Genomic DNA, 26,577 nt, shown 5'->3' on the forward strand with positions numbered 1-26,577 from the left:
AATTATGGAAACAAATTTTAAAAATTTTGATGCCGATTTTAATAAAGAAGAAGCATACATTAGAGCTAAGAAAAAAGTTGACAGCATTATTGGTTTTTACTGGCATTTAGCTGTTTTTGTAGTAGTTAATCTCATCATTATTATATTAAACGCTTATTATAACAAAAACGGATTTTGGAGTTTTGGTACCTTTTCAACTGCTTTTTTCTGGGGAATCGGACTTTTATTTCACTTTTTAGGGGTTTTTGGTCCTGATTTTTTATTCGGAAAGAATTGGGAGCAGAAAAAAATTAAAGAGTTTATGGATAAAGATCGTCAAAATTGGCAATAGACTTACTATTAAAGCATTAAATTCCTAATCTTTCCAAAATGAAAACCATCATCATAGAAGACGAAAAACCATCAGCCAGGAGACTGCAAAGAATGTTAGCTAAAATTGGATTGCAAGTTGACACTATGCTTCATTCAGTAGAAGAAGCCTTAGATTGGTTTCAGAAGAATACACATCCCGATTTAATATTTTTAGATATTCAATTAAGTGATGGCTTATCCTTCGAAATTTTTGAAAGCATTGATGTTAAATCGGCTGTGATTTTTACCACTGCTTTTGATGAGTATGCGCTTCAAGCCTTTAAGCTTAACAGTATAGATTATTTGTTGAAACCCATATCAGAAGCTGAATTGGCACAAGCCGTGAAAAAGTATGAGGAAAGAAATTTTAATAAAAGTACCCTACAGTCAATCAACTTTGAAGATATAAAAAAGTTATTGGTAAACCCTGTTGAACGTGCTTATAAACAAAGATTTACAGTAAAAGTTGGACAACATATCAAAATTATTAATGTAGATGATATTGAGTGTTTTTTTAGTGAAAACAAAGGAACTTATGCCTATACAATCGACGGGCGCAGTCATTTACTAGACATGTCTCTTGAAGATTTGGAAAAAGACATCAACAGTACCGTTTTCTTCAGGACCAGTAGAAAATACCTGGTAAATATCAACGCCATTAAGGATATGGTAAGTTATACCAATTCAAGACTTCAAATAAAATTAAATCGTTACCCAGAACAGGATATCATTGTCGCCCGAGAGCGAGTTAAAGATTTTAAAGACTGGTTAGAGTAAAAAATCGGATAGTATAAATTTTGATTTTAACCGATATTAAATTATCTTTGTGATATGTTTAATGTAGATGTATCATATAGAGATTCTTTATCGGCCACTTTTCAAAGACTTTTTGAAAAGCGAGATGCCTTGCTTGCTCTTAGACCCTTTTCTCAAGCAGCCTTAAAAAATATTCAAGAATCACTTTTTATTGAATGGACTTACAATTCAAACAGTATTGAAGGCAATACCTTGAGCCTTAGAGAAACTCAAATGGTTTTACAAGATGGTATTACTATTAAGGGTAAATCGCTTAGAGAGCATTTTGAAGCTAAAAATCATGAAGACGCCATTCATCAATTATTCAAGCTTGTAACTCCTAATTATATTTTAAACACTCGCGATATTTTAGATTTACATGCATTGGTATTAAGAGCTATTGAACAAGATTTTGCCGGTCGTTTAAGAAACGGTGCCGTTCGCATTGCAGGTGCCAATTTTGTGCCACCTAATGCTGTTAAAGTTCACGATTTACTCGAAGAATTAGTTTTGTATATCAATCAAAATTCGCAGCAACTCAATGCTATTGAGCTGGCAACGGTGTTTCATCACAGGTTTGTTTATATTCATCCCTTTTTTGATGGCAACGGTCGTACGGTTAGGTTAGCTATGAATTTACTTCTTATGAAAGAAGGCTTTCCGCCTGCTATTATTTTAACTAATGATCGTTTAAAATATTATTCAGCTTTAAATATGGCTAACAAAGGAAAACTAGATAAACTTATGTTATTGATGAGCCAAACCTTAGAGCGCAGTTTAAATATTTATTTAAGTGCTTTTCCGCAAACTCATCACGATTACCAAAGTATAGCCAATATTGCAAAAGAGCCCGATATCCCTTATGGTCAGGAATATATTAGTTTATTAGCACGTCAAGGTAAAATAGATGCACATAAAGAAGGCAGAAACTGGGTTACTACAAAAAAGGCAGTGCTTGATTATATGCGCAATTAGTTGTCAATTCGGTTATCATCAAATGCTGAAGGTAATAAGGTAGGAATTAATTTAATTACCAATGGTAGCAATAACATGCCACCTGGAAGCATAAAAATGGCCAGACTTGGTATGGATTTAAAAATGTCGAGTAATTGGGTTTGAACTTTTTTTTGCTCTTCGTCGGTGAGTTTTCGTTTTGTAGATTGGGATAGTAGTCCTACAACTTCCTTACTGTCTCTCAGCTCTTTTTGAAGCCTTTTACCATTACGTCTTATGAGTTTGGCAACTAATTTACTGGAGTTGTCATAAAAGCTTTGAACAAGATTTTTTGAGTTTAAAAATCCAATTTCATTTTTATAAGAAACGTAAAAATAGTTGATATGATTTACGGCAGATTCTAAGATAGATTTATCTAAATTTAAATCGATTTGTAGTTGTTCTAAAAATTTTGATTCTGAAATGTCTATTTTGGTATCTCCCCAGGATGCCATACATGCCACATCTAAAATATATTGTTTTTCCAATGTTTCCGTGATATGGGTTAAAGCTTGTGTATAGCTTAGCTCTTTTTGGTTGTGATAACTCAAAGAAGCTTCAAAAAGCTTCATCAGACTTTGATCATATTCAGATTTTTCAGGTTTTAAATCTAAAACCATGAATACTATTTTTTCAACAACCGACTCGAAATTTTCAATGTAAGTATTTGTTTTTGTTTGTCCACTTAAAAACTGTTTATAAGCCAACAAATCAATAAACAACAAAGCGTTAACAATAAAATACTTAAAGTTTTTAGTGATAAAATTATCGTCAATATGAATTCGTTTTTCAATTAATTTTTCTAATTCACCACTTGCGTTTGAATGTTGACTAAATCCAAAAAACGATCGATAACTTTTTGGTTTTTCGTTACTGTAAAATTTTATAACAGAGGCTTCAAAAGTCTCATTGCTTCTATTGAAATTGTTGTAAAAATAATAATAAGCAAACCACAAGTTTACTTTACATTTTTCTTCTTCGCTAAAATCTTTGGTGTCAAAATCATCTGCAATGATACTGAGGTTACTACCATAAATAAATCCTGTTTCCCGAAGTTTATTGTAAAATACTTCAGGAGCCAAAGACCAAATATTTTTGTATTTATGGGTCTTGTTTAGTAATACCTTAATCCAGCCGTTTGCTGAAGGATTCATAGTTAATTATTTTACAGGCAAAGATACTTTTTTTTGCATCACTTACTTTTTACAGTTCATCATAACGCTTCTACAATTCGGTTAATGACAATTTTTTGTTTCTAACAAGACCTTCATTTTTGTGTCAATAAATTTAACAGGTGTAAAAGTGAGGCAGTTTGTATTTTTCATAATTTGTATGTTATCGATACCATTAATGGCGCAAACTATTATTTCAGGTATAGTTACTGACATTAAAGGCTTGCCAATAGCTGGGGCTAATATTTATTTGCAAGGAACTTATGATGGTAGCACATCAAATGATTCGGGACAGTTTTATTTTAGTACCGATGAAACAGGCGATAAAACATTAATTGTTTCATTTTTATCTTTTGAAACTTTCGAATTAACTACTCAGGTTACCGTAATGAATAAACTTGAAATTAAACTCCGCGAGGATGTAAATACTATAGACGCAGTTATTTTATCTGCCGGAACCTTTTCCGCGGGCGACAACAGTAAAGTTTCTGTATTAAAAGCGCTTGATGTGGTAACGACTGCCAGTGCATTAGGCGATTTTGTTGGTGCTCTGCAAACTTTACCGGGTACTACCACGGTGGCTGAAGATGGTAGATTATTTGTTCGTGGTGGCGAGGCCGAGGAAACCCAAATTTTTATTGATGGAATTCGTGTATTTACGCCTTATAGTCCAACAACCAACAATATCCCAACACGTGGTCGTTATTCACCATTTTTGTTTGATGGTATTACGTTTTCTACAGGTGGTTACTCGGCTGAATACGGACAAGCATTATCCAGCGTGCTACTTTTAAATACGATAGACGAGCCAGATCAAAATAAAACAGATATTGGAATCATGAGTGTTGGCGCCACCCTTGGGAATACTCAAAAGTGGAATAAAAGTTCACTGAGTGTGAATGCGTCTTACACTAATTTAGCACCTTATTTACTGTTATTTGAAGACAGAAATGATTGGCAAAAACCGTTTGAAGGTGCTTCGGGAGAGTTGGTTTTTAGGCAAAAGTTCAACTCAGGATTACTAAAATTGTATGCGGCATTTGACGCCACTAATTTTGAGCTTATTCAAGAGGATATTAATATAGTAGAAGGTGTGAAATTTAAGCTCAACAATAATAACCTATATTTTAATGGTTCTTATAAAGGTGTTTTATCAGATAATTGGTCTATGTCTAGTGGATTGAGCTATACCTATGCCAATAATAAATTGGGTATTATTGACAATGCTATTGACAATACCGAAAACTCATTTCACGCAAAAGTTGTTTTTAAACGCAGATTTAACAATCGATTCAAGTTGAATGTTGGTACCGAATATTTTGCAACCAAATTTAATGAACTGTTTGAGAGTAGCGCTATTCAGCAAACGCCATTACGATTTGATAACAATATAAGTGCGGTATTTACTGAAGCGGATTTAGTTTTTTCAAAAAAAATGGCAATGAAAGCAGGAATTAGAGCTGAATACAGCGAGATATTTAAGCAGTTTACAGTCGCACCAAGAATTTCAATCGCTTACAAAACCGATAAAAACAGTCAAATATCATTAGCATATGGCGACTTTTTTCAACAGCCAAACAATGATATATTAAAATTTAATCAAGATTTAGAGTCGCAACAAACTTCTCATTACATTCTAAATTATCAATATAATTGGGATGGCATGATATTTAGGGCAGAGGCCTATTTTAAAGACTATCAGCACTTGGTTAAATTTAATACAGACTTTCCTGCTTTTAACAGTGAATTCAACAATTTAGGTGATGGCTATTCTAAGGGAATCGATTTGTTTTGGCGTGATAACAAAAGCGTAAAAAATCTGGATTATTGGGTTAGTTATTCCTATTTAGATACAGAACGCGACTACAGAAATTTCCCAAGTGCGGCAGTGCCAAGTTTTGTAAACAATCACAACTTTTCGGTTGTTGGTAAATATTGGATTGATTCTTTCAAAAGCCAGGTAGGTTTAAGCTATGCCTATGCAACCGGAAGAACCTATACAAACCCAAATGAAGTTGGATTTTTAAATGCCACAACTAAGCCCTTTAATAATTTGAGTCTCAACTGGGCCTACCTGTTAAGTCCACAAAAAATACTCTATTTCTCTGTGAATAATGCGCTCGGTACACGTAATATTAATGGTTATCAATATTCTGATACACCAGATGTCAATGGTAATTTTAACAGGCGAGCATTAAGACCTGCCGCAGATCAATTTTTTTTTATTGGGTTCTTTTGGACCATTAGTGAAAAAGGAACCGATAATCAACTAAATAATTTGTGATCACGGAATTATAACAATTCATCTGAGATAATTAACAACTCAGTAAAACAGAATTTAAATTTTGGATATGACTAAATATTTTTGAACCACAATCATTAAATAAAAACAAGATGAAACGCATAATTACCATACTTATTTTAGCCTTTACATTAGCATTAAATGCCCAATCTAACTTTGAAAAAGGAATGCAAAAAGCCTTCAAATTATGGGAAGACAATAAGTTGAATGAAGCAGAACAGTTCTTTGAGCGCATTGCGGCTGCCGAGCCAGATGAATGGTTGCCAAATTATTATGTGGCTCAAATAAACAGTATCAAATCATGGAACGAAAATGATTTAGAGGTGGTAAATGCTCAATTAACCAAAGCCCAGGATTACCTAAATAATGCTATGGCAATTAGTAAGGATAATTACAATATTTTAGTAATGCAGGCGCAAATTTATACCAATTGGATTGCACTAGACGGCAGGACTTACGGCATGAAATACTCAGCAAAAGTAACAGAGTTATACAATCAAGCTTATGCGTTAGCTCCGGTGAATCCAATGGTAATATTATCCCGAGCTGATTGGAATATGGGCAGCGCACGTTATTTTGGTCAAGATACCAAACCATTTTGTAAAGATGTAGAAAAGGCTCTAGCTCTTTTCGAAGACTTCAAGCCAGAACTATTTCACCCAAATTGGGGACGACGACGAGCCGCTGAAATTCTTGAGTCTTGCAATAAGTAGTAAATACATCACTTTTGTTTGTCTTCTCGCAAACAGAAGTGATGTTTTTTTTAGTTTATAGTACTTGAACCTACTCAGATTTGGCGTTTTCACCTTCACCTTCAATAACAAGAAGAACTTTGACTTTGATGTTTAATTTTGGTTGTTGTCTTAGAATCCTAAACACCAGGGAACGGTTTAATGCTAAAATACAGCTCTACCATTTTTCCAGATTCTGGGTTCCATCCGCTAAGATTTGTAGTGTCAAAATCATGGATGCTATTACATTTTAAATCATTTTTGAGGCTACAACCTCCCAATTTATAATAGAAAAGATATTGTTTAAATAGTCACCTCGTTTATTTTGATATTTTAAGTAATAGGCGTGTTCCCAAACATCAATTCCTAAAATGGGATGACCTTGTTTTGATTCAAATGTCATTAGTGGATTATCTTGGTTCGCCGTTGAGGTGATAAATAATTGTTTGTCAGTATCCTGACATAACCAAGCCCAACCTGATCCAAATTGTTTTGCACCGGCATCTTTAAGTTGGTTTTCCATAGCTTCAGCCGAACCGAAAGCTGAGGTTATTTGAGTGCCTAATCCTTCTGGCATGGCACCTCCGGGTTTTAAAATATCCCAGTAAAGACAATGGTTATAGTAACCACCGCCATTATTGCGTATGGATGTAGGCAAGTCATTCATTTTAAGAATTTCTTCAATTGTTTTTCCTGATATGTTATTTTCAGCTAAAGCATTATTGAGGTTATTGGTGTATCCTTGGTGGTGTTTGGAATGATGAATTTCCATGGTTTGAGCATCAATCACATCAGTAAAGGCATCATAACCATAGGCTAGTTTTGGTAATTCAAATGAAGCAGCGACGGCACTTTTTGCACTAATCGGTGTTTGGTTGTTGCCTTCTTTATCCCTGCAGCTCAATAATATGGATGGGGCAATAGCCAACCCCGTTGTTGTAATTCCTGTAAGTTTTAAAAAATCGCGCTTTCTCATTTCTCCTGTTTTTTTTAATTAAAAAATATGAACTCGAAATTACGTTATTTTTTTTACAATCTAAAGTTATAAAGGGTTGTTTTGGTGATTCTAGATTGAATAATTGCATTTTATCGAATAAGTCGCCGCTTGTAAATTGAACTGATTTATATCATTTAGCGCGAGGAATCTTTCAGATACTTTTGTATTAATTAAAAGAATCATGAACAAATCTCTTGTTAATAAATATAATGTTGCAGGCCCAAGATACACCAGTTACCCAACGGTGCCGTTTTGGGACGAAGACATATTTAACATTGATGATTACCAAGAATCACTTGTTGATTCTTTTATTAAAAGTAATCAAAAAGAAGGAATTAGTTTATACATTCATTTACCATTTTGCGAGCAGTTATGCACGTTTTGCGGTTGCAACAAACGCATTACAAAACGTCATGAGGTTGAAGTGCCTTACATTGAAACCCTTTTAAAAGAGTGGCAACTATACTTAAATATCCTGCCCCAAAGACCTGTTATTAAGGAAATACATCTGGGTGGTGGCACTCCTACGTTTTTTGCTCCGAATCAACTTTCTAGATTGATTAATAGCATAGTGAGCAGTGCTTCGCTCGCAGATGGTTATGAGTTTAGTTTTGAAGGTCACCCTAATAATACCACTAAGGAGCATTTGCAAACTTTGTTCGATTTAGGATTTAAACGCGTTAGTTTTGGGGTTCAGGATTATAATTTGCTGGTACAAAAAGCCATTCACAGAATTCAACCTTTTGAAAATGTTAAAAAGGTAACAGAATTGGCCAGAAGTATTGGCTATACTTCGGTTGGACACGACTTAATTTTTGGATTGCCGTTTCAAACTGAGGCCGATGTGATTCAAACCATCAAACACACCCAAGAATTAAAACCAGACCGAATTGCTTTCTACAGTTATGCCCATGTGCCATGGATTAAAGGCAATGGTCAGCGTGGCTTTAAAGATTCAGATTTACCATCTGCCGAAAGTAAACGCATGCAATACCAAAATGGTAAGCAACTACTCGAAGATATTGGTTATGTTGAAATTGGTATGGATCATTTCGCCTTAAAAACTGATAGTTTATTTCTGGCTGATGAAAACAAGCAATTGCATAGAAATTTCATGGGTTACACTGCCTCTAAAACAACTGTGATGATTGGCTTAGGTGTTTCTTCGATAAGCGATTGCTGGACAGGCTTTGCACAGAACGAAAAAAATCTTGAAGATTATCAGGAACGCGTTCAAAATGATGAATTACCTATTTTCAGAGGTCATTTATTGAATTCTGAAGATGTTATTATAAGACAGCACATCTTAAATTTAATGTGCAAATTTGAAACGTATTGGGAGCATCCATCGTTGAATTTTAAAGAAGTGGCAGATGTTTTGATTGCATTAAAAACTTTTGAGGAAGATGGTTTAATCACCACACAAAAAAATGGCGTGGTGGTACACCCCAAAGGAAGACCGTTCATTAGGAATATTTGTATGGCTTTTGATCTGAGATTACAGCGTAAAAAGCCCGATACGCAATTATTTTCAATGACTATTTAACTAAATTATTCTAACGAGATTGCCTATATTAGAGGCAACAAAAAACTTATCAATCATGAAAAAAATAATTGTCCCTGTAGACTTTTCAGAACATTCTGTTTACGCCATGGAAGCCGCGGCAATTCTGGCCAAACGAAATAATGCGCAAATATTGGCGCTTCATATGTTGGAATTATCAGAATCATCATTTTCAGAACAGGCCACCAATCAACCCTTAAATAGCATATTTTTTTACAAAAGAGCCGAACAGGAATTTGAAACGTTTTTAAAACAAGATTTTTTAAAAGACATAAAAGTAATTCCTGCCATCAAAAAATACAAAGTATTTAAAGAAGTAAACGACGTAGCTAAACATGAAAATGCCGACTTAATTATCATGGGTTCTCATGGCGCAAGTGGTCTTAATGAGATTTTTGTTGGTTCTAATACAGAGCGTGTTGTAAGACATTCTGAAACGCCTGTTTTAGTTGTAAAAAGTAAGCCTGAAAACATGAAATTTGATCATGTGGTTTACGGTTGCGATTTTACAGACGAATCAATTTCTTCTTACATCAAAGTCACTAAGTTTTTTGCAAAGATGGATAGTCAGGTACATTTATTATACGTAAATCTACCCGATTTCGCATTTAAAAGCACCAATGAAATGGAAGCAAGAGTGGCCGAATTTTTAAAGAAAACTGAAGGCAACTTGAAAAAAATGAAAGATGTGGTCTTTTACTCAGATTATAGTATTGAAAAAGGTGTACTCAACTATTCAGCTAAAATTGGAGCCGATTTAATTGCAGTGTCAACACACGGCCGAAAAGGTATTGCGCATTTCTTTGAAGGCAGTATTTCTGAAGATATTGCAAATCACTCTGTATTACCGGTGATGACGTTTAGAATTTAATGTAGTGATTAATTAAATTAAAGAAAAGCATCTCTAAAGGATGCTTTTTTTATAGAGGTAAACTGCTAATTCCGTTACTAATATCTTGTACAAGGTCACTAATATTTTTCTTTTTTAAATTTAGAAGTAGTTCATCTCTCATAGGGCTGGCAATATGGTGTAGTGGGCAAGGGTTAGCGTGATTGCAATGATCTAAACCCATCAAACAGTTATTGAGCTTGTCTTTACCATCTATGGCATAAATAAATTTTATAATAGGTTCTTTTTTATTTTTTTCACTTAAATAAAAACCACCGTGAGGTCCTTTTTCTGAATGTACAAGATTTTTCCTTGCTAAATCTTGTAATAGTTTAGCAATGTAGGCTGGCGGTACATTAATCAAGCCTGCCAAATCTCTCGTCATTATTTTATTTTCCATTGAGGAATGCATGGCTAGATATAAAACGCCTTTTAAAGCATATTTAGAAGAATTTGAAAGCATAAAATTAGAATCAATATTTCTTCAAATATAGATAAAATATAAAAAGATAAAAAAGTCTTTTTATATGATAATAATCATATTCTAAGAATGTAACACATGTTACTTTTGTTTTAATAAAATAATACTAACAAAATAAATCATGAGAACACTAACAATTTTAATCACCTTTTTAGTCGTCACCTTGGTAGGATGTTCTGAAAAAGAGGACAAAACCAGATCCAGAACGGCATACGCAAAAAAAACAACTGAGGCCCCGGCTAAAAAGGCTGAGCCGGCATCTAAAAGAATAGATTTAACCAATAAGGGAATTGGTCCAATTACAGACATTACTTTAGAAGATGCCATCAATCAGGATTTAGCCGCACATGGCGCCGATGTTTATCAAAAAATGTGTACTGCATGCCATAAGGTTGAGAAAAAACATATCGGGCCTTCACCAAAAGGTATTTTAGAAAGAAGAACACCGGAGTGGGTAATGAATATGATTTTAAACCCTGAACAAATGGTAAAAGAAGATCAGTTAGCTAAAGATCTTTTAATTGAGTTTAATGGCTCTCCTATGGCTAACCAAAATCTTACCGAAGAAGATGCACGCGCTGTACTTGAGTATTTTAGAACATTATAACATAATAAATAACCTGCCTAGTTTACAATAAACTTTTATAATATTCAACTTATCTAACTATATCAAACCAATATAACACACATATGAAAACACTCTTTAAATTTTTAACGATGGCTGTTTTGGTATTATTTTATTCAAATTGTAAGAATGAAACTAAGGCTGAGCAATCAACTCAAAATGTTGAGGTAACCTCCGATACCAAAAAAACCGGACAAGCATTTATTGAAGATAAAAGTGATACACCCAACGCGCTGAGGTTGGCCATAGATTCACCAGACCACACCACACTGGTGGCAGCTGTACAAGCCGCCGAAGTAGAAAATGCACTTGTAAATGTTGGTCCGCTTACCGTTTTTGCACCAACAAATGGCGCTTTTGGTAAAATAGACGCTAATACCTTAAGTGATTTATTGAAACCTGAAAATAAATCCCAATTAGCCTTTATTCTCAAGCATCACGTAGCACCTAGTAACTATCCTATTGAAACGCTCAAGAAAAATGCCGAAAAAAATCGAAAACTCTATATGGCTTCCGGACAATACCTTGAAGTAACAGTACAAAACGGTGATATTTATGTTGGAGGTACTAAAATAGTAGCAACAGTAAATGTTAGCAATGGTTGGGTACATGTTGTTGAAGACGTCATCTTACCGCAATAACCAATAATAACTTAAAATCAATTTAAATGAAAACAATAAAAAATATCTTTTTACTTACAGCTGTAGCCGGTTTAATACTAAGCTGCGGCAATAATAATGGCGGTAAATCAGGGGCGATGGCTTCTAGTAACGCCGAAAAAGTTTACGTAGCTCCGGGTGAGCACGACGAGTACTATGCTTTTATGTCTGGTGGTTATAGCGGTAATGTTACTGTTTATGGTTTGCCCAGCGGAAGAATGTTCAAAGAAATTCCGGTGTTCTCACAGTTTCCAACTTCAGGATATGGTTATTCTGAAGAAACAAAGCCTATGTTTAATACCTCTTTCGGGTTCGTGCCTTGGGGTGATGCACACCATCCGGATATTTCTCAAACTAATGGTGAATTAGATGGTAGATGGCTATTTATAAACGAAAACAATACACCGCGTATTGCTCGAATTAGTCTAGCTACTTTTGAAACAGAAGAAATTATAGAAATACCACATAGCGCCGGAAACCACGCTTCATCTTTTGTAACCGAAAATACAGAATATATAGTTGCCGGTACCAGATTTGCAGTGCCTAATCCGCAAAGAGATATGCCAATTAGTGAAATGAAAGGTGAGTTTAAAGGTCCACTAACTTTTATTGCCATAGACGATAGCGGGCATATGAAAATTGATTTTCAATTAAATATGCCTGGTTTTAACTATGATTTAGCGCATCCTGGAAGAAATAAATCGCATGGTTGGTTCTTTTTTACAAGTTATAATACAGAAGAAGCTAATACACTTCTTGAAGTTAATGCTTCTCAAAATGATAAAGATTATATTGTTGCCGTAAACTGGCAAAAATTAGCAGAGTTTGTAGCTAATGGCGGTGGCAAAAAAGTTCCGGCTACCTATGCGCATAACGTATACGATGAAAAAACTCATACAGCTACATCAACTATGATGGAAGGTGTAACTTCAATAGATCCTAGAGAAGTTGAAGGTGCTGTTTACTATATTCCAATTCCAAAAAGTCCGCACGGTTGTGATGTGGATCCATCGGGAGAATATATTATTGGTAGTGGGAAACTTTCTACTGACTTAAGTATTTATTCATTCACCAAAATTCAAGAAGCAATAGCGAATAAGGATTACGAAGGTGATGCTTATGGAATTCCGGTTTTGAATTATGAGAATACTTTAGCCGGTGTTGTTACACAAGCAGGTTTAGGTCCTTTACATACAGAATTTGATGGCAGAGGCAATGCTTATACAACTTTCTTTATTTCATCTGAGGTTGTAAAATGGAAATTAGAAACTTGGGAAGTAGTTGATAGACAACCAACTTATTATTCTGTTGGTCACTTGATGATTCCTGGCGGAAACTCTAGAACACCTGATGCTAAGTACTTGGTAGCCATGAACAAGATAACAAAAGACCGTTATTTGCCAACTGGTCCGGAACTAGAACACTCTGCACAATTGTACGACATTACAGGCGATAAAATGGAATTACTTTACGATTTCCCTACGCACGGTGAGCCCCATTATGCTGCAGGTATCGCTGCCAGCAAAATAAAAGATAATGTTAAGAAATATTATGATTTAGAGGAAAACAATCACCCTTATGTTGCTAAAAGTGAAAGCGAAACAAAAGTGGTTAGAAACGGAAACGAAGTTCATGTATATATGACCATGATTAGAAGTCACTTCTCTCCGGATAATATTGAAGGTATTAAAGTAGGCGATAAAGTGTATTTCCACATTACCAACCTTGAACAAGATTTTGATGTACCCCACGGTTTCTCAATGATTGGTGCCAATACATCAGAACTACTTATTATGCCGGGTCAAACCAAAACCAGTATCTGGGAACCAAAGCGCGAAGGTGTCTGGCCATTTTACTGTACCGATTTCTGCTCAGCTTTACACCAAGAAATGCAAGGTTATGTGAGAGTATCGGCAAAAAATTCTGATACCGAATTAAAATGGTCTTTAGACGATGAATAGTTAGAGAGTTATAAAATTAGTTATTAGTGTTATTGATATTATAGCTCAGGGCGAGCGAGATAGTTCGTTCGCCCTTTTCTTGTCATTTTTTAAGCATTTTTTACACTAACCAATAGACCATAATACTGCTTTAAAAAAATAAAACTTAAATTGAAACTAATGAAATCAGCTAGTATTTTAATGATTGTCGGTTCAGCGTTATTACTGGGATTATTTATATTTCCGCTTTGGAATATAGTTCTGGAAGCCCCACAATATCCCGACGGCATTGGTATGAATATTCATATTGATGGATTGCAAGGAAGAGACAAACACGATTTGCAAAACATTGATGGCTTAAACCATTATATTGGCATGAGAAAGCTGCCAAAGGCAAATGAAATGTGGGAGTTTTCTACCTTTCCGTTGGTAATTGGCGGAATGGCTGCCTTAGGAATTTTAATAGGCATCCTTGGATTTTTCAAAGTTTTGAATTACAAATGGTTTTTAGCATGGCTAATTTTAATGACCGTTTTAGGAATATTAGGAATGTACGACTTTAACGCTTGGATGGTAGATTACGGTACCAATCTAGATCCTAAGGCCATTATGAAAATGACCGATGCTGATGGCAATCCGTTAAGTTACAAACCACCATTATTTGGAACTAAAGATATATTGAATTTTAGAGCACATTCTTATCCAAGCTTAGGTGCTTATTTAATGGGATTGGGAATGTTTTTAACTTTCGTTGCCTTTTGGTTAGGTAAAAAGAAAACCACTTAATTTAAAAAACTAGAAATGCGAATAGTTGCTATATTACTTTTTTTGACGATTGGGTGCAGTCATGCGCCACAAAAAATTGAATACGGTGTTGAGGTATGTAATTTTTGTCAAATGACAATAGTTTCAAAAACTCATGCTGCACAATTAGTTACCAAAAAAGGAAAACAATTAAAGTTTGATGCCATTGAATGTATGTTGCATTATTTTAGGGATTCAAATAACGAGGCCAATAGCGCCATAATGCTGGTTGCCAATTACAATCAACCGGGTGAAATGATCAACGCACTTAATGCCATCTATCTGATTAGTCCGAATATTCAAAGTCCTATGGGCGCAAATCTATCGGCGTTTAATTCTGAAGAAGAAGCTGCTGCAGTGCGCAATCAACATAAGGGTGATATTTATAATTGGGAGAATCTAAAAGCCAAAATGAACGTAGAATCGCATCCTAATCACACCCACTAATTTAACGGTTTATGTCAATCTGCAGGTATCTATCTTTTTCTATATTCTGTTTCGTCATTCAATTTGCGATGGCCGAAACTATAAATATTTGCGCAACCGGCTGCGATTTTCAATCCATTCAGGTGGCTATAGATTCTGCTAAAAGTGGAGATACACTGTTCATTAAAAAAGGTGTTTATAAAGAATTTGATATTACCATTTACAAAAAATCACTTTATATTTCAGGAGAAACCGGAACTGTAATCGATGTTGAAAATAAGGGTTACGGTTTTAGAGTTGAAGCTACGGATATTTCTTTAAAAAACATTACCATTAAAAATATTTTAATGAGTTATACTAAGGAGTATGCAGCGGTTTTTTTATTTAAATCTTACGATTTTCTTCTTGAAAATATCACCATTGAAGGTGCTTTTTTTGGTATTTTGGTTCAAAAATCTAAAAACGGGAAGATTTCTAACAATGTAATTTCAGGTGAAGGCACCTCAGAAGCCAATTCAGGTAATGCCATTCATTTGTGGCATTCAGAACATATAAAAATTGAAAACAATAAGGTTTTTATGATGCGTGATGGTATTTATTTAGAGTTTGGTAATTTTTGCGAAATCAACAATAATTTGTCTGAGAATAATATGAGATACGGACTTCATTTTATGTTTAGCAATAACAATTCGTACACGGCTAATGTATTTAATAAGAATGGCGCAGGTGTGGCTGTAATGTTTTCTAAACAAATCCAAATGACCCGAAATACCTTCAAAAACAATTGGGGTCCCACATCTTACGGTCTGCTGCTAAAGGAGATTAACGATGCCGACATCAAACACAATATTTTTGAGAATAATACCATTGGTGTTAACGCCGACGGAACTAACCGAATAAACTTTACCGAAAATAATTTTTTTAATAATGGTTATGCCGTAAAGGTTCTTGGAGCTTGTTATACCAATACTTACACAAAAAATAATTTTCTTTATAACACCTTTAATTTATCGTATTCAGGAAGTTTAAATAGCAACACTTTTTCTGAGAATTACTGGAGTAATTACTCCGGTTATGATTTAAATAAAGATGGTATTGGTGATGTGCCTTACCGCCCGGTAAAATTGTATTCTTACCTGGTTAATAAAACACCTGAAGCAATTGTATTGCTAAGAAGTTTATTTATAGATATCGTTGATTTTTCAGAAAAAGTATCACCGGTATTTACACCAGAAAATTTGATAGACGATAAGCCTTTAATGAAAAAAGTAATATGGTAACCGTAAATAATTTACATAAAAAATTCAATCAAAATCAAGTGCTCAAAGGCGTTAAATTGAGTATCGAGGAAGGTAAAACAACCGCTATTTTAGGACCCAATGGTTCAGGTAAAACAACCTTGGTTAAAATTATCTTGGGCATGGTTTTACCTAATCAAGGTGATGTGATTTTTAACAATGAGAACATTAAAAATAGTTGGAGCTACCGAAAAGAAATTGACTACTTACCGCAAATAGCCAATTTTCCTGCAAATATTAAAGTGCAGGAATTAATTAATATGATTAAAGATTTACGCAATAAACCTGCACGAGACAAAGAGCTTATCGAGTATTTTAATTTGGGTAATTATTTAAATGAATCGCTTGGTAATCTTTCCGGTGGCTATAAACAAAAAGTGAATTTGTTATTAACCTTTATGTTCGATAGTCCGTTTATCATTTTAGATGAACCAACTTCGGGGTTGGACCCCATTTCATTAATTAGATTGAAAGAGTTTATCAAACAAGAACAAGCGAAGGGAAAAACCATCATAGTTACTTCGCACGTAATGAATTTTGTAGAAGAGGTAGCCAGCCATGTTATCTTCATCTTAGATGGTAAGGTGTATTTTGATGGTAGTTTAAACAGCTTGAAAGAACAAAATAAAAATGTTGATTTAGAACATGCCATTGCTAACATTTTAAAAGAAAACAATGTTTAAAATTTTAAAATACAGTTTTTACGATTTAGCCAGAAGTCGCTGGAGCTATGTGTACTTCTTGTTTTACTTGCTACTAAGTTCGGTATTACTATTTCTTAATAACGATTTGTCTAAAGCAATCATTACCCTTATGAATGTGGTTCTTATTTTAGTGCCGTTGATTGGTACCATATTCGGGGTGATGTATTATTATAATTCTCAAGAATTTACAACTTTGTTGCTGGCACAACCCATCAAACGGTCTAATGTTTTTTTAGGACAGTATTTAGGCGTTGCCTGCTCGCTATCTATTAGTTTAATACTAGGTTTAGGAATTCCGTTCATGCTCTATGGTTTACTGCAATCTACTGCTATTTTCAATTTCTTAATCTTGTTAGTGGTTGCTACATTTCTCACTTTTATTTTTAGTGCCTTGGCATATAACATCGCTCTTTCTAATCAAAATAAAATTAAGGGATTTGGTTATGCCATATTGCTATGGTTGTTTATGGCCGTTATTTACGATGGTATTGTTCTCATTTCTTTGGTTTTATTACAAGAATATCCTTTAGAAGGTTTATCGCTCACGGCTATGCTCGTTAATCCTATAGATTTGGCCAGAACACTTATTATTTTAAAATTGGATATTTCGGCATTATTAGGATATACCGGTGCGGTTTTTAAATCGTTTTTTGGAACCTCTCAAGGTTTTTTTATGTCATTTTTATTGTTATTTGTTTGGGTAATCTTACCCATCATTAGAATATTTGTTGTTTCCCGAAAAAAAGATTTTTAATGAAAGATAAAGCACTCATAATATTTATCCTATTAAGTATCTTTTGTTTTAACAACTGTAAGAATCAAGATCATTTTCCTATAAACAAGGATAGGCTTATTATAATAGATACCATTCCTTTGAAAAAGGTAAACAATACCAAATGGAACGCTAATAAAGCCACCCAAATTGGGATGCATAAGATTGATTCAACTGTTGAAAAATTCCAATCTCTTAAAAGACAAGATTTTAAAAATTTGGGAGCATTGTTGTCTAAAGAAACGAGTGCCATTGTTAAAAATTGCGATATGACAGGCGAAGCGCACGACCAGTTGCATTTAGTTTTAGTGCCAATTTTAGAACAGATCTTGGTACTGAAAGAAGACCATGACATCACCGATAAAAATACTGCTGTTAAAAATATTGAAAATTTAGTTGAAGCTTATTTTCAGTACTTTAATTATTGATTTACGCCAGTAAATATTATTAATGAATTCTATTTTTAAAAAGCAAATTCAATGTAAATAAAATAATACCCGCTACCAACAGAATTGAAGCATAAAAAAGTAACCAATAATAGAATTGAAAGGTGGTACTACCCTTAAATATAATAACTCCTTGAAAAAGCATTAACAATTCTGAAGTTACAATACCCGTTAAAAAAAGAAAAATGCCAAATAAGGTCAATTGATTTGATTTTGGCCTATAAAATTTTAATATCATGTAAAACAATAAGCTCGAAATAGCACCTAACATCAATAAATGGATAAAACCAATAATGAGATTTCTGTTTTCAAATGCAGCAAATACTAAACTCTCTGAAAGTGTAGTTAATTGAAAAGCAGATTTTAGAAGTAAACTTCCCATGCCAAAATAAATCAGTATTTTACTGTTGAAGCCGTGTTTTTTAAAGTCGATTTTCTGGATAATTAACCAACAAAAACTAACTAAAACTAAAAACTGAAGGAGGCTACCAATTGCATTTAACCAGAAAAAGACTGGCAGCATCGTATGCCAGTAGGCGGGTAGGGCAGCCGTTAAAATTACTGAAATCACTAAAATACAAATTACTTCGTGTATTCTTTTTATTGTTTGGCTTATACCCGTAGAAACTAGCCCCAATACTGCAAACACAAACCATCCATTAAATTGAAAGTGTAAAAACCACTGTATGGCTAGGTCATAAAAAATTGAATCCGAGCCATAAGCCTTCATTGCGTAGCCTAAAAACCATACCCCAATTGTAGAGATAATCATAAATATTAAGGCCGCTTTTACAAGCAAGTTAGAAACAATAGACAAATTCTTTAAGTGTTTCCAAATATGATAAACAAAAAAGTAACTACAAAATATGTGTAAGGTTGAAAATGTAATTGAGACTAAGGCATAACCCTGTACGGGGAAACATATCATCATCCCAATAACCGAAAATTGCGTTAGCCAAAATAATCTATAAAATAATTGAGCATGTGTTTTTACCACCAATTGCACCAATAAAACGTAAATACACAGGTACAACCATCCCAGCATCGCTACATGAGAATGACCGTGGATTAAAAATTGATAATTAAGTGGTATACCGCCAAGCACGGCGTAACGCAATAACAAACCCATTGTTCCTGCAATCATAAAATTAATCAGGCAAACAACAATGGGTGTTTTAGTTAACATGGCAGGAAGTGCAATGATGGTCTAATTTAATAAGAAAACACTTTGGCTTCTAAACTCAACGCTTTCGGGAATAAAATGTTGTTTTCTAAATGAATATGTTTGTGTAAGTCCTTCTCGAAATCATTTAGCATATTGTAAGCTACTTTATAAGTGTTACAGGCGTGTGCAGGTGGTTGATAGTTATTTGACAGTTCGGCTATTAATCTAAATCTTTCACCTTCAATATCGTGTTCTTCTTTCATCATACTAATTGGGTTTTGAGCTGTACCAAAATGAGGTAAATCTATGGGTGTATTGAAATCGTGAGCTTTCACCAGTTTTTTTATGAAAGGGAATAATACTAGCTCTTCCTTTTTCATATGCAATGCTAGTTCACCTGAAGCTTTTTTAAACTCATCAAATATTTTATAAAGTTCAGGATTAGCATGACCATGAACTTTACAGAGTTTTTCCAAATATTGTATTAAAACCGGACTTTTTGACTCAACATATCTGTGATGTTTTTTTTCAATATAATCAATAAGCAGATCAAGAGGCCACGATTTAAAATCGATATGTTCTTCACCTTTCTGGGTCATAACAATATCTAAATCGTGTAAAATAGCATCTATCTTTATAGCTTTTTTATTGCATACATCTTCGAGCGTTCTGTCCCCTTTACAGCAAAAATCTACGCCGTATTTTGAAAATACTGAGGCTGTTCTATAATCCTCAGCAACATACTGTCCTATTTCTTTTTGAGTATCTTTTTGTATAGTTTTCATAAGTAATTAATTTCGGATAATTATATCCTGTTTATATGTAATTTTTTTAAGTTTTTAGAAATGCTTCTCCAGATTTGATGCCTAATGCTAGTTCTTCCAGACTTGTATTTTCTAGCATAAACTTTAAATCTTCTCTTACCTTTTTAAATTTTTCATGGACGGGACACGGATGATTTTCATTACAAATTTCTAATCCCAGACCACAACCGCTAAACACCTGATCACCATCAATCGAAGCCACAATGTGAGCAAGTTTTATCTTAGCTAGCTTCGATTTGTCTATCTCAAATCCACCATAAGCGCCTTTATAGGATCTAACAATATCGCTTTTAACTAATGCTTGCAAAATTTTTGCTGTAAAGGCTTGTGGCGAAGCAATTTCCTTTGAAATATCTCTTGGGGAAATCCGCTTACCATCATAAGAATTGATCGCTATAAAAATGCACGCTTTAATACCGTACTCACAAGCTTTTGAAAACATAAATTATTATTAAGTAATAAGCAAATATACGATTTTTTAATTAGGATAAAAATATCCTAATTAGTTTTCCTTGTTTTTTTAACTCAAAAACAAGTATTTACAAAATATTTATATTATTAATAATATAAAGTATAGCAATTGTAATTTATTTTTGTAAATTTGTTAACCAAATGGTTAAACTAATTAGTTAAATTTATTTTTATATGACTAAACATAAAGACAATCAAACTGAAGATCAAATCCTGAAGGCGGCTCAAATTATATTTCAAACAAAAGGTATGGATGGTGCAAGAATGCAAGAAATAGCAGATAAAGCTAGTATTAACAAAGCCATGTTACATTATTATTACAGAAGTAAACAATTGCTTTTTGAAGCTGTATTTAATAAGGCCTTTTCATTATTGGCACCTGAGCTCAATAGAATACTAAATGACAGCTCGTCTATAGAAGAAAAAATAAAGAACTTCACAGACAATTATATTAGCTTTATGATAAAGCATCCTTATTTGCCGGGTTTTATAATACAAGAGTTAAATAGAAATCCAAAATTCATTGAAAAGCTTGAATCAAACGTCTCTTTTCCCGACATCACCAAGTTTAAAAATCAGGTGAAAAACGAGATAGAAAACGGAACTATCATCCCAATTAGTGCTGAACAACTATTTATCAACATCCTGTCTTTAAATGTTTTTCCTTTTGTTGCTTCTCCTTTGATTAAAGCCTTAGTGAACGTAGATGATACAACCTACCAAACTATATTGGAAGCTCGAAAAGAGGATGTGTCCAATTTTTTAATTAATGCCATAAAAAAATAAATCGATGAAACATCTACTTATAATTGGTGTCTTAGTTCTAACAACCTATATCAGCTATTCCCAAAACACTATTAATCTTGAGACCTGTTATGAGGGTTTAAACGCAAATTATCCGCTTGTTAAACAGCATATTATTTTAAACCATCAAAATGAAACCGAACTTTCAGCCATTAAAACACAGGCACTGCCTCAACTTAAGCTAAATGCGCAGGCTACTTATCAAAGTGATGTTACAGAAGTACCTATTCCAAATACTGGAATTGAACCTCTTAATAACGACCAGTACCGTGCCACCCTTACAGCCAACCAATTAATTTACGCCGGTGGAAAAATTAAAGCATCACAAGATTTACAAAACACCATAAATGAAAGAAAAAAACAAGAAGTTACGGTTAGTTTATATCAATTAAAACAACGTGTTAATCAGTTGTATTTCTCAATTCTTTTAATGGATGATTATGCCAAATTATTAGGTCTGAGAAAAGCACAGTTAACCAGTAAATTAAATGAAGTTAAATCCGGAATCGAAAACGGTCTGCTTTTACCCACTTCTGATAAGGTGATTGAAGCTGAATTATTAAAAATTTTACAACAAATTCAAGAGGCAAACAACAATAAATCTAAGTTGATTAATTCCTTAGCTGATTTCACAGGAATTTCGATTCAGATGGAGACCCAATTTGAAAAACCTTTTCTCTCGATCGACGATAACTCAAATTTGCTAAGACCTGAGATTGGATTATTCGACTTACAAAAAGAAGAAATAGAACAACAACAAAATATAGTTTCCAAATCTTTATGGCCAGAACTTAAAGGTTTTGCAACCGGTGGTTACGGAAATCCCGGACTGAATATGCTGGAAAATAATTTTAGATCCTTTTACATTATTGGACTTAATATCAACTGGAATGTATTCGACTGGAATACCAATAAAAAACAAAGACAGGTCTTAGATTACAATAAAGAATTGATAAAGAATCAAGAAGAAGTTTTTAGGCTAACTAACAACATTGCTTTAAATGAACAATATAAAGAAATAGAAACTCTTAAAAGTAGCATTGCCATTGATCAACAGCTCATTTCTTTACAAAAAGAGGTGGTAAATACTTACGAATCTCAATTGACATATGGTGTCATCACAACTTCTGAGTACATCACTGAGCTCACTAAATTATACGAAACAGAAAATCTTTACAATCAGCATAATACGCAATTACAATTGGCCAAAGCAAATTACAAAACAATCAAAGGAGATATTAAATAGACTTATAATGAAAAACACACAAATAATAGGGACTGTAGTCATTGCTGTAACGCTTTTAACGGCATGCAATTCTAATGGTGATAAAGCAGATGGTTACGGTAACTTCGAAGCCACCGAAATAACCGTATCCTCAGAAAATACTGGTAAATTAATAGAATTTAATTTAGAAGAAGGATATGTGATTGAAAAAAACAAATTCATCGGTTATATAGACACCATTCCTTTGCATTTAAAAAAGCAACAACTTTTAGTTCAAAAAGACCTCATTAATGCCAAATCTAAAGGTGTTTTATCCCAAATTAACGTACTACAAGCTAAATTGAAAACTGCAAAAACAAACAAAACAAGAATTGATAATCTTATTAAAGACAATGCCGGTACTCAAAAGCAATTAGACGACATTGAGGGAGAAATAGCCGTTCTGAACAACAGTATTCGCAGTATTGAAATTCAAAACGCACCGGTAGTTAATGAACTAAAAAGTATTGATGCGCAACTCGATCAACTCAACGATCAAATTACAAAAAGCCAAATAATTAATCCCATCCACGGTACAGTACTTTCAAAATATGCCGAGCCCAACGAAATTGTAAATTATGGAAAACCATTATATAAAATTGCCGATTTATCCACTATGGAATTACGTGTATACATTAGCGAAACCCAATTGCCAAATATAAAGATAGGTGAAACAGTAACCGTCAAAATTGACGATCAAGATGGTATGAAATCCTTTACTGGAACCGTTGGTTGGATTGCTTCTGAGGCAGAGTTTACGCCTAAAATTATTCAAACAAAAGAAGAACGTGTGGCCTTGGTGTATGCTGTAAAGATACAGGTAAAAAATGATGGTAGCTTAAAAATAGGGATGCCTGCCGAAATGTGGTTAAATATCAATAATTAATTATTCAAAGTCGTGACACGCCCAATAATAAACGGTATAATAACTAATGTAATGAAAAGAGCATTCTATCTGTCTTTTAAAGAAATATACAAATGAAATATCTAATACTACTAGCATTCATCGTTTTTGCAGGTTGCAAAAATGCGAATATTCAAACAAATCAATCTCAATATAATTATTTAAAAATGAATTTAAAAGATTTACATACCCAAGATAAAGCTGTACAAACCAACTTACTACTTCAAGCAGAACAAGGTAAGGTCGTTTCATTACAAATAGCAGCAAAAGAACAATTAAAAGAGCATGTTAGTGAAGTACCAGCAATTCTAATTTGTGTTTTAGGTAAAGCTGTTTACAAACAAGAATCACTTGAGGTAACTTTATTAGCCGGAGATTATGTCTTGATACCCAAAAACATAAAACATGAGGTAAAAGCCATCACCGACAGTAATTTTATATTAATAAAATAATGGGAATAACCTTAGATAAGATATCGAAATCGTATGGTAAAATAAAGGCTTTATCGAATATTTCTTTTAATGTTAAACCGGGAGAACTTTTTGGACTCATAGGTCCCGATGGCGCAGGAAAAACCACGTTGTTTAGAATTTTAACAACCTTATTGATTCCGGATGAAGGTGTGGCAACTGTTGCGGGTTACGATTTGGTGAAAGATTACAAAAATATTCGAAACAATGTGGGTTACATGCCTGGAAAATTTTCTTTGTACCAAGATTTAACTATTGAAGAAAATCTTCATTTTTTCGCCACCATTTTTGGAACCACTGTTGAAGAAAACTACCAGATAATCAAAGATATTTATGTGCAAATTGAACCTTTTAAACATCGAAGAGCTGGAAAATTATCGGGTGGAATGAAACAAAAATTGGCATTAAGCTGCGCTTTAATCCACAAACCGAAAGTGCTTTTTTTAGACGAACCTACAACCGGTGTAGACCCTGTTTCTAGAAAGGAATTCTGGGAAATGCTCAAACGATTGCAACAAACGGGCATTACCATTTTGGTTTCTACACCTTACATGGACGAGGCTGCCCTATGCGATAGAATTGCTTTGATTCAACACGGGAAAATCCTAGAAATCGACTCACCTAAAATGATAGTAAAGCACTATCCAAAACCTCTTTATAATGTAAAGGCTCATAATATGTATTTGCTTATAAACAGTTTAAACCATTATGAACACAAACATAGTGTGTATCCATTTGGCGAATTTATACATTATACCGACAGCCGGAAAGATTTTAATCCTGACGATTTGAAAAATTACTTAGAACATGAAAATCTTTTTCATGTCGAAATTGAAACAACAACACCAACAATAGAAGATACCTTTATGGAATTAGCAAAATAATGAAAACACAAAACGTCATACAAGTAGAAGGATTAACCAAAATGTTTGGTGATTTTACAGCAGTAAATGCCATTACCTTTGAGGTTAAAAAAGGTGAAATATTTGGCTTTTTAGGTGCAAATGGTGCAGGTAAAACTACGGCTATGAAAATGCTTATTGGTATTTCCTCACCAACCTCTGGTTTGGCAAAAGTTGCCGGTTTTGATGTTTACAAAGAGACCGAATCTATTAAGAAAAATATTGGTTATATGAGTCAGAAATTTGCTTTATACGATGATTTAACCGTGAAAGAAAATATCACCTTTTTTGGTGGTATTTATGGCCTCTCTAAAAAACAAATCAACCAAAAACGCAGCGAACTGGTCGAAGAGTTAGGATTGGTAGATGTAACTAACAGTTTGGTTTCATCATTGCCATTGGGTTGGAAACAAAAGCTGGCATTTTCGGTATCGTTAATTCACAATCCTAAAATTGTTTTTTTAGATGAACCCACAGGTGGTGTAGACCCAATAACCAGAAGACAATTTTGGGAAATGATTTATAACGCTGCTCATAAGGGCACTACCATTTTTGTAACTACACATTACATGGACGAGGCCGAATATTGCGACCGCGTTTCTATAATGGTAAATGGTAAAATTGAAGCACTAGATACTCCCAAAAAACTAAAAGAACAGTATAAAACAGATAGCATGAACGACGTATTTTTAAAATTGGCAAGAGGATGAAACGTTTTGTTGGTTTTATAAAAAAAGAGTTTTATCACATATTTCGGGATCGGCGTTCTCTATTCATTTTGTTCGGAATGCCAGTTGCCCAAATATTATTGTTTGGTTTTGCCATTACCAACGAAATCAATAATGTAGATATTGCCGTCTTAGATCAGGCTAAGGATGCTACTTCCAAAGAAATTATCAATAAAATAGCTGCGTCTAAACATTTTAGTATTATTGATATCATTGAACAAGAATCATCTATAGAAGCCATCTTCAAAAAAGGTAAAGTAAAAGCGGTGCTACAGTTTGACAATAACTTTGGAAGCAACCTCATAAAGTACCAACAGACAACGGTACAAATTCTTATTGATGCCACAGATCCCAATATGGCTAATACCATCAATAATTATATTACAGCCATACTTAAAAATTACCAAAGTGATATCAATGATAATGTCACCTTAAATTACCAAATCATTCCAAAAAGCAGAATGGTATACAACGCCGAACTAAAAAGCGTGTATATGTTCGTGCCTGGCGTTATGACTGTTATTTTAATGTTGGTTTCGGCCATGATGACTTCTATTTCCATTACGCGCGAGAAGGAACAAGGTACTATGGAGATTTTGTTGGTTTCTCCTTTAAAACCCTTTCAGGTAATTATAGGTAAAGTGTTTCCTTATATTTTTCTATCAGTGATTAACGCACTGGTTATTGTGCTGTTAAGTATCTTTATTTTTAATGTACCGGTAAATGGTAGTTTTATTTTACTAGGGTTTGAAAGTGTACTGTTTATCATCACTTCTTTGGCTTTAGGTATTTTAATTTCAACTATATCAGCCACACAACAAACAGCCATGATGATTTCCCTTATGGGTCTAATGTTGCCTACCATCTTACTATCAGGTTTTATTTTTCCTATTAGTAGTATGCCTTTACCACTGCAAGTGATTAGTAACATTATACCCGCCAAATGGTTTATTATTATTGTAAAAGGCATCATGTTAAAAGGAGTTGGTATAGGTTTTATTTTAAAGGAAACATTGATTTTGGTCGTGATGACTATGGTTTTTATTGGCATAAGCGTTAAAAAATATAAAATAAGACTAGAGTAAGATGAAACACT

The 26,577-nt window shown here is 33.8% G+C and carries 29 protein-coding genes; 23 read left to right on the plus strand and 6 right to left on the minus strand.

All coding sequences use genetic code 11. The features are described 5' to 3' along the window. Positions 1–4: 4 nt before the first annotated feature. Genes FJ651_RS11510 through FJ651_RS11520 form a run of 3 tightly spaced genes read left to right on the plus strand, consistent with a single transcriptional unit; the run spans position 5 to position 2,121 of the window. A complete protein-coding gene (locus FJ651_RS11510) occupies positions 5–331 on the plus strand; it encodes a 2TM domain-containing protein (protein WP_140990670.1) in 327 nt (108 codons plus the stop codon). 38 nt (positions 332–369) lie between these two features. Continuing rightward, positions 370–1,128, plus strand: coding sequence for a LytR/AlgR family response regulator transcription factor (locus FJ651_RS11515; protein ID WP_140990671.1), 759 nt, complete (start codon positions 370–372; stop codon positions 1,126–1,128). Between the two features lie 54 nt (positions 1,129–1,182). Next, positions 1,183–2,121: a Fic family protein gene (locus tag FJ651_RS11520; RefSeq protein ID WP_140990672.1), complete on the plus strand. Its 939-nt coding sequence runs from the start codon at positions 1,183–1,185 to the stop codon at positions 2,119–2,121. Here FJ651_RS11520 and FJ651_RS11525 read toward each other — a convergent pair. Further along, complete coding sequence (locus tag FJ651_RS11525) at positions 2,118–3,293, minus strand: LETM1-related biofilm-associated protein (RefSeq protein ID WP_140990673.1); 1,176 nt, start codon at positions 3,291–3,293, stop codon at positions 2,118–2,120. The genes FJ651_RS11520 and FJ651_RS11525 overlap by 4 nt on opposite strands. A gap of 178 nt (positions 3,294–3,471) precedes the next feature. Here FJ651_RS11525 and FJ651_RS11530 point away from each other — a divergent pair, with 178 nt between their 5' ends. Both FJ651_RS11530 and FJ651_RS11535 read left to right on the plus strand, forming a co-directional pair. Continuing rightward, on the plus strand, positions 3,472–5,595 hold the full coding sequence (locus FJ651_RS11530) for a TonB-dependent receptor (RefSeq protein ID WP_140990674.1): 2,124 nt from the start codon (positions 3,472–3,474) through the stop codon (positions 5,593–5,595). A gap of 110 nt (positions 5,596–5,705) precedes the next feature. Continuing rightward, positions 5,706–6,326 carry a hypothetical protein gene (locus FJ651_RS11535; protein ID WP_140990675.1) on the plus strand — a complete coding sequence of 207 codons (621 nt, stop codon included), beginning with the start codon at positions 5,706–5,708 and terminating at the stop codon, positions 6,324–6,326. A 268-nt stretch (positions 6,327–6,594) separates the two neighbouring features. Here FJ651_RS11535 and FJ651_RS11540 read toward each other — a convergent pair whose 3' ends face one another. Continuing rightward, positions 6,595–7,320 carry a superoxide dismutase gene (locus FJ651_RS11540; RefSeq protein ID WP_140990676.1) on the minus strand — a complete coding sequence of 242 codons (726 nt, stop codon included), beginning with the start codon at positions 7,318–7,320 and terminating at the stop codon, positions 6,595–6,597. Between the two features lie 202 nt (positions 7,321–7,522). On the opposite strand from FJ651_RS11540, the gene hemN reads away from it, so the two are divergent. Beyond that, positions 7,523–8,887: an oxygen-independent coproporphyrinogen III oxidase gene (gene hemN / locus FJ651_RS11545; protein ID WP_140990677.1), complete on the plus strand. Its 1,365-nt coding sequence runs from the start codon at positions 7,523–7,525 to the stop codon at positions 8,885–8,887. Positions 8,888–8,942: 55 nt separating this feature from the next. After that, complete coding sequence (locus tag FJ651_RS11550) at positions 8,943–9,776, plus strand: universal stress protein (protein WP_140990678.1); 834 nt, start codon at positions 8,943–8,945, stop codon at positions 9,774–9,776. A gap of 49 nt (positions 9,777–9,825) precedes the next feature. Here the strand turns inward: FJ651_RS11550 and FJ651_RS11555 are convergent, their stop codons facing one another. Continuing rightward, positions 9,826–10,257 (minus strand): RrF2 family transcriptional regulator, encoded by a 432-nt coding sequence (locus FJ651_RS11555; protein WP_140990679.1) that lies wholly within the window; start codon positions 10,255–10,257, stop codon positions 9,826–9,828. Between the two features lie 139 nt (positions 10,258–10,396). On the opposite strand from FJ651_RS11555, the gene FJ651_RS11560 reads away from it, so the two are divergent. The 9 genes from FJ651_RS11560 to FJ651_RS11600 all read left to right on the plus strand — a co-directional run bounded on the left by FJ651_RS11560 (position 10,397) and on the right by FJ651_RS11600 (position 17,931). After that, complete coding sequence (locus tag FJ651_RS11560) at positions 10,397–10,882, plus strand: c-type cytochrome (protein WP_140990680.1); 486 nt, start codon at positions 10,397–10,399, stop codon at positions 10,880–10,882. 83 nt (positions 10,883–10,965) lie between these two features. Further along, positions 10,966–11,541: a fasciclin domain-containing protein gene (locus tag FJ651_RS11565; RefSeq protein WP_140990681.1), complete on the plus strand. Its 576-nt coding sequence runs from the start codon at positions 10,966–10,968 to the stop codon at positions 11,539–11,541. A gap of 26 nt (positions 11,542–11,567) precedes the next feature. Further along, entirely contained in the window at positions 11,568–13,520 is a 1,953-nt protein-coding gene (nosZ, locus tag FJ651_RS11570) for a Sec-dependent nitrous-oxide reductase (RefSeq protein WP_140990682.1), read from the plus strand. Between the two features lie 159 nt (positions 13,521–13,679). Then, positions 13,680–14,285, plus strand: coding sequence for a hypothetical protein (locus FJ651_RS11575; RefSeq protein ID WP_140990683.1), 606 nt, complete (start codon positions 13,680–13,682; stop codon positions 14,283–14,285). Between the two features lie 15 nt (positions 14,286–14,300). Continuing rightward, positions 14,301–14,750 carry a nitrous oxide reductase accessory protein NosL gene (locus FJ651_RS11580; RefSeq protein WP_140990684.1) on the plus strand — a complete coding sequence of 150 codons (450 nt, stop codon included), beginning with the start codon at positions 14,301–14,303 and terminating at the stop codon, positions 14,748–14,750. A 68-nt stretch (positions 14,751–14,818) separates the two neighbouring features. Further along, a complete protein-coding gene (gene nosD / locus FJ651_RS11585; protein ID WP_246085361.1) occupies positions 14,819–16,009 on the plus strand; it encodes a nitrous oxide reductase family maturation protein NosD in 1,191 nt (396 codons plus the stop codon). After that, a complete protein-coding gene (locus tag FJ651_RS11590; RefSeq protein WP_140990686.1) occupies positions 16,003–16,710 on the plus strand; it encodes an ABC transporter ATP-binding protein in 708 nt (235 codons plus the stop codon). The genes nosD and FJ651_RS11590 overlap by 7 nt, the downstream gene beginning before the upstream one ends. Continuing rightward, complete coding sequence (locus FJ651_RS11595) at positions 16,703–17,485, plus strand: ABC-2 transporter permease (RefSeq protein WP_140990687.1); 783 nt, start codon at positions 16,703–16,705, stop codon at positions 17,483–17,485. Before FJ651_RS11590 ends, FJ651_RS11595 begins: the two co-directional genes overlap by 8 nt. Further along, entirely contained in the window at positions 17,485–17,931 is a 447-nt protein-coding gene (locus FJ651_RS11600) for a hypothetical protein (protein ID WP_140990688.1), read from the plus strand. Before FJ651_RS11595 ends, FJ651_RS11600 begins: the two co-directional genes overlap by 1 nt. A 19-nt stretch (positions 17,932–17,950) precedes the next feature. Here FJ651_RS11600 and FJ651_RS11605 read toward each other — a convergent pair whose 3' ends face one another. The 3 genes from FJ651_RS11605 to FJ651_RS11615 all read right to left on the minus strand — a co-directional run bounded on the left by FJ651_RS11605 (position 17,951) and on the right by FJ651_RS11615 (position 20,380). Further along, complete coding sequence (locus FJ651_RS11605) at positions 17,951–19,093, minus strand: hypothetical protein (protein WP_140990689.1); 1,143 nt, start codon at positions 19,091–19,093, stop codon at positions 17,951–17,953. A gap of 68 nt (positions 19,094–19,161) precedes the next feature. Next, positions 19,162–19,899 (minus strand): iron-sulfur cluster repair di-iron protein, encoded by a 738-nt coding sequence (ric, locus tag FJ651_RS11610; RefSeq protein WP_140990690.1) that lies wholly within the window; start codon positions 19,897–19,899, stop codon positions 19,162–19,164. A 46-nt stretch (positions 19,900–19,945) separates the two neighbouring features. Next, the gene (locus tag FJ651_RS11615; protein ID WP_140990691.1) at positions 19,946–20,380 is read right to left on the minus strand and encodes an RrF2 family transcriptional regulator; all 435 of its coding nucleotides are present in this window, start codon (positions 20,378–20,380) and stop codon (positions 19,946–19,948) included. Positions 20,381–20,583: 203 nt separating this feature from the next. Between FJ651_RS11615 and FJ651_RS11620 the strand changes: the two genes are divergently transcribed. The 7 genes from FJ651_RS11620 to FJ651_RS11650 all read left to right on the plus strand — a co-directional run bounded on the left by FJ651_RS11620 (position 20,584) and on the right by FJ651_RS11650 (position 26,566). Further along, positions 20,584–21,195, plus strand: coding sequence for a TetR/AcrR family transcriptional regulator (locus tag FJ651_RS11620; RefSeq protein ID WP_140990692.1), 612 nt, complete (start codon positions 20,584–20,586; stop codon positions 21,193–21,195). A gap of 4 nt (positions 21,196–21,199) precedes the next feature. After that, positions 21,200–22,459 (plus strand): TolC family protein, encoded by a 1,260-nt coding sequence (locus FJ651_RS11625; RefSeq protein WP_246085362.1) that lies wholly within the window; start codon positions 21,200–21,202, stop codon positions 22,457–22,459. Between the two features lie 7 nt (positions 22,460–22,466). After that, on the plus strand, positions 22,467–23,363 hold the full coding sequence (locus FJ651_RS11630; RefSeq protein ID WP_140990693.1) for an HlyD family secretion protein: 897 nt from the start codon (positions 22,467–22,469) through the stop codon (positions 23,361–23,363). A gap of 92 nt (positions 23,364–23,455) precedes the next feature. After that, positions 23,456–23,833, plus strand: coding sequence for a cupin domain-containing protein (locus tag FJ651_RS11635; RefSeq protein WP_246085363.1), 378 nt, complete (start codon positions 23,456–23,458; stop codon positions 23,831–23,833). Next, complete coding sequence (locus FJ651_RS11640) at positions 23,833–24,735, plus strand: ABC transporter ATP-binding protein (RefSeq protein WP_140990694.1); 903 nt, start codon at positions 23,833–23,835, stop codon at positions 24,733–24,735. Before FJ651_RS11635 ends, FJ651_RS11640 begins: the two co-directional genes overlap by 1 nt. Then, entirely contained in the window at positions 24,735–25,463 is a 729-nt protein-coding gene (locus FJ651_RS11645) for an ABC transporter ATP-binding protein (RefSeq protein WP_140990695.1), read from the plus strand. The genes FJ651_RS11640 and FJ651_RS11645 overlap by 1 nt, the downstream gene beginning before the upstream one ends. Then, complete coding sequence (locus FJ651_RS11650; RefSeq protein ID WP_140990696.1) at positions 25,460–26,566, plus strand: ABC transporter permease; 1,107 nt, start codon at positions 25,460–25,462, stop codon at positions 26,564–26,566. The genes FJ651_RS11645 and FJ651_RS11650 overlap by 4 nt, the downstream gene beginning before the upstream one ends. The last annotated feature ends 11 nt before the right edge of the window (positions 26,567–26,577 follow it).

It is taken from the genome of Paucihalobacter ruber (genome assembly GCF_006494535.1).
Lineage (GTDB): Bacteria > Bacteroidota > Bacteroidia > Flavobacteriales > Flavobacteriaceae > Paucihalobacter > Paucihalobacter ruber.

Excerpts from the sequence above, each read along its gene's own strand:
- FJ651_RS11510 (WP_140990670.1), top strand. The coding sequence starts at position 5 with ATGGAAACAAATTTTAAAAATTTTGATGCCGATTTTAATAAAGAAGAA.
- FJ651_RS11515 (WP_140990671.1), top strand. The coding sequence starts at position 370 with ATGAAAACCATCATCATAGAAGACGAAAAACCATCAGCCAGGAGACTG.
- FJ651_RS11520 (WP_140990672.1), top strand. The coding sequence starts at position 1,183 with ATGTTTAATGTAGATGTATCATATAGAGATTCTTTATCGGCCACTTTT.
- FJ651_RS11525 (WP_140990673.1), bottom strand. The coding sequence starts at position 3,293 with ATGAATCCTTCAGCAAACGGCTGGATTAAGGTATTACTAAACAAGACC.
- FJ651_RS11530 (WP_140990674.1), top strand. The coding sequence starts at position 3,472 with ATGTTATCGATACCATTAATGGCGCAAACTATTATTTCAGGTATAGTT.
- FJ651_RS11535 (WP_140990675.1), top strand. The coding sequence starts at position 5,706 with ATGAAACGCATAATTACCATACTTATTTTAGCCTTTACATTAGCATTA.
- FJ651_RS11540 (WP_140990676.1), bottom strand. The coding sequence starts at position 7,320 with ATGAGAAAGCGCGATTTTTTAAAACTTACAGGAATTACAACAACGGGG.
- hemN (WP_140990677.1), top strand. The coding sequence starts at position 7,523 with ATGAACAAATCTCTTGTTAATAAATATAATGTTGCAGGCCCAAGATAC.
- FJ651_RS11550 (WP_140990678.1), top strand. The coding sequence starts at position 8,943 with ATGAAAAAAATAATTGTCCCTGTAGACTTTTCAGAACATTCTGTTTAC.
- FJ651_RS11555 (WP_140990679.1), bottom strand. The coding sequence starts at position 10,257 with ATGCTTTCAAATTCTTCTAAATATGCTTTAAAAGGCGTTTTATATCTA.
- FJ651_RS11560 (WP_140990680.1), top strand. The coding sequence starts at position 10,397 with ATGAGAACACTAACAATTTTAATCACCTTTTTAGTCGTCACCTTGGTA.
- FJ651_RS11565 (WP_140990681.1), top strand. The coding sequence starts at position 10,966 with ATGAAAACACTCTTTAAATTTTTAACGATGGCTGTTTTGGTATTATTT.
- nosZ (WP_140990682.1), top strand. The coding sequence starts at position 11,568 with ATGAAAACAATAAAAAATATCTTTTTACTTACAGCTGTAGCCGGTTTA.
- FJ651_RS11575 (WP_140990683.1), top strand. The coding sequence starts at position 13,680 with ATGAAATCAGCTAGTATTTTAATGATTGTCGGTTCAGCGTTATTACTG.
- FJ651_RS11580 (WP_140990684.1), top strand. The coding sequence starts at position 14,301 with ATGCGAATAGTTGCTATATTACTTTTTTTGACGATTGGGTGCAGTCAT.
- nosD (WP_246085361.1), top strand. The coding sequence starts at position 14,819 with ATGGCCGAAACTATAAATATTTGCGCAACCGGCTGCGATTTTCAATCC.
- FJ651_RS11590 (WP_140990686.1), top strand. The coding sequence starts at position 16,003 with ATGGTAACCGTAAATAATTTACATAAAAAATTCAATCAAAATCAAGTG.
- FJ651_RS11595 (WP_140990687.1), top strand. The coding sequence starts at position 16,703 with ATGTTTAAAATTTTAAAATACAGTTTTTACGATTTAGCCAGAAGTCGC.
- FJ651_RS11600 (WP_140990688.1), top strand. The coding sequence starts at position 17,485 with ATGAAAGATAAAGCACTCATAATATTTATCCTATTAAGTATCTTTTGT.
- FJ651_RS11605 (WP_140990689.1), bottom strand. The coding sequence starts at position 19,093 with ATGATTGCAGGAACAATGGGTTTGTTATTGCGTTACGCCGTGCTTGGC.
- ric (WP_140990690.1), bottom strand. The coding sequence starts at position 19,899 with ATGAAAACTATACAAAAAGATACTCAAAAAGAAATAGGACAGTATGTT.
- FJ651_RS11615 (WP_140990691.1), bottom strand. The coding sequence starts at position 20,380 with ATGTTTTCAAAAGCTTGTGAGTACGGTATTAAAGCGTGCATTTTTATA.
- FJ651_RS11620 (WP_140990692.1), top strand. The coding sequence starts at position 20,584 with ATGACTAAACATAAAGACAATCAAACTGAAGATCAAATCCTGAAGGCG.
- FJ651_RS11625 (WP_246085362.1), top strand. The coding sequence starts at position 21,200 with ATGAAACATCTACTTATAATTGGTGTCTTAGTTCTAACAACCTATATC.
- FJ651_RS11630 (WP_140990693.1), top strand. The coding sequence starts at position 22,467 with ATGAAAAACACACAAATAATAGGGACTGTAGTCATTGCTGTAACGCTT.
- FJ651_RS11635 (WP_246085363.1), top strand. The coding sequence starts at position 23,456 with ATGAAATATCTAATACTACTAGCATTCATCGTTTTTGCAGGTTGCAAA.
- FJ651_RS11640 (WP_140990694.1), top strand. The coding sequence starts at position 23,833 with ATGGGAATAACCTTAGATAAGATATCGAAATCGTATGGTAAAATAAAG.
- FJ651_RS11645 (WP_140990695.1), top strand. The coding sequence starts at position 24,735 with ATGAAAACACAAAACGTCATACAAGTAGAAGGATTAACCAAAATGTTT.
- FJ651_RS11650 (WP_140990696.1), top strand. The coding sequence starts at position 25,460 with ATGAAACGTTTTGTTGGTTTTATAAAAAAAGAGTTTTATCACATATTT.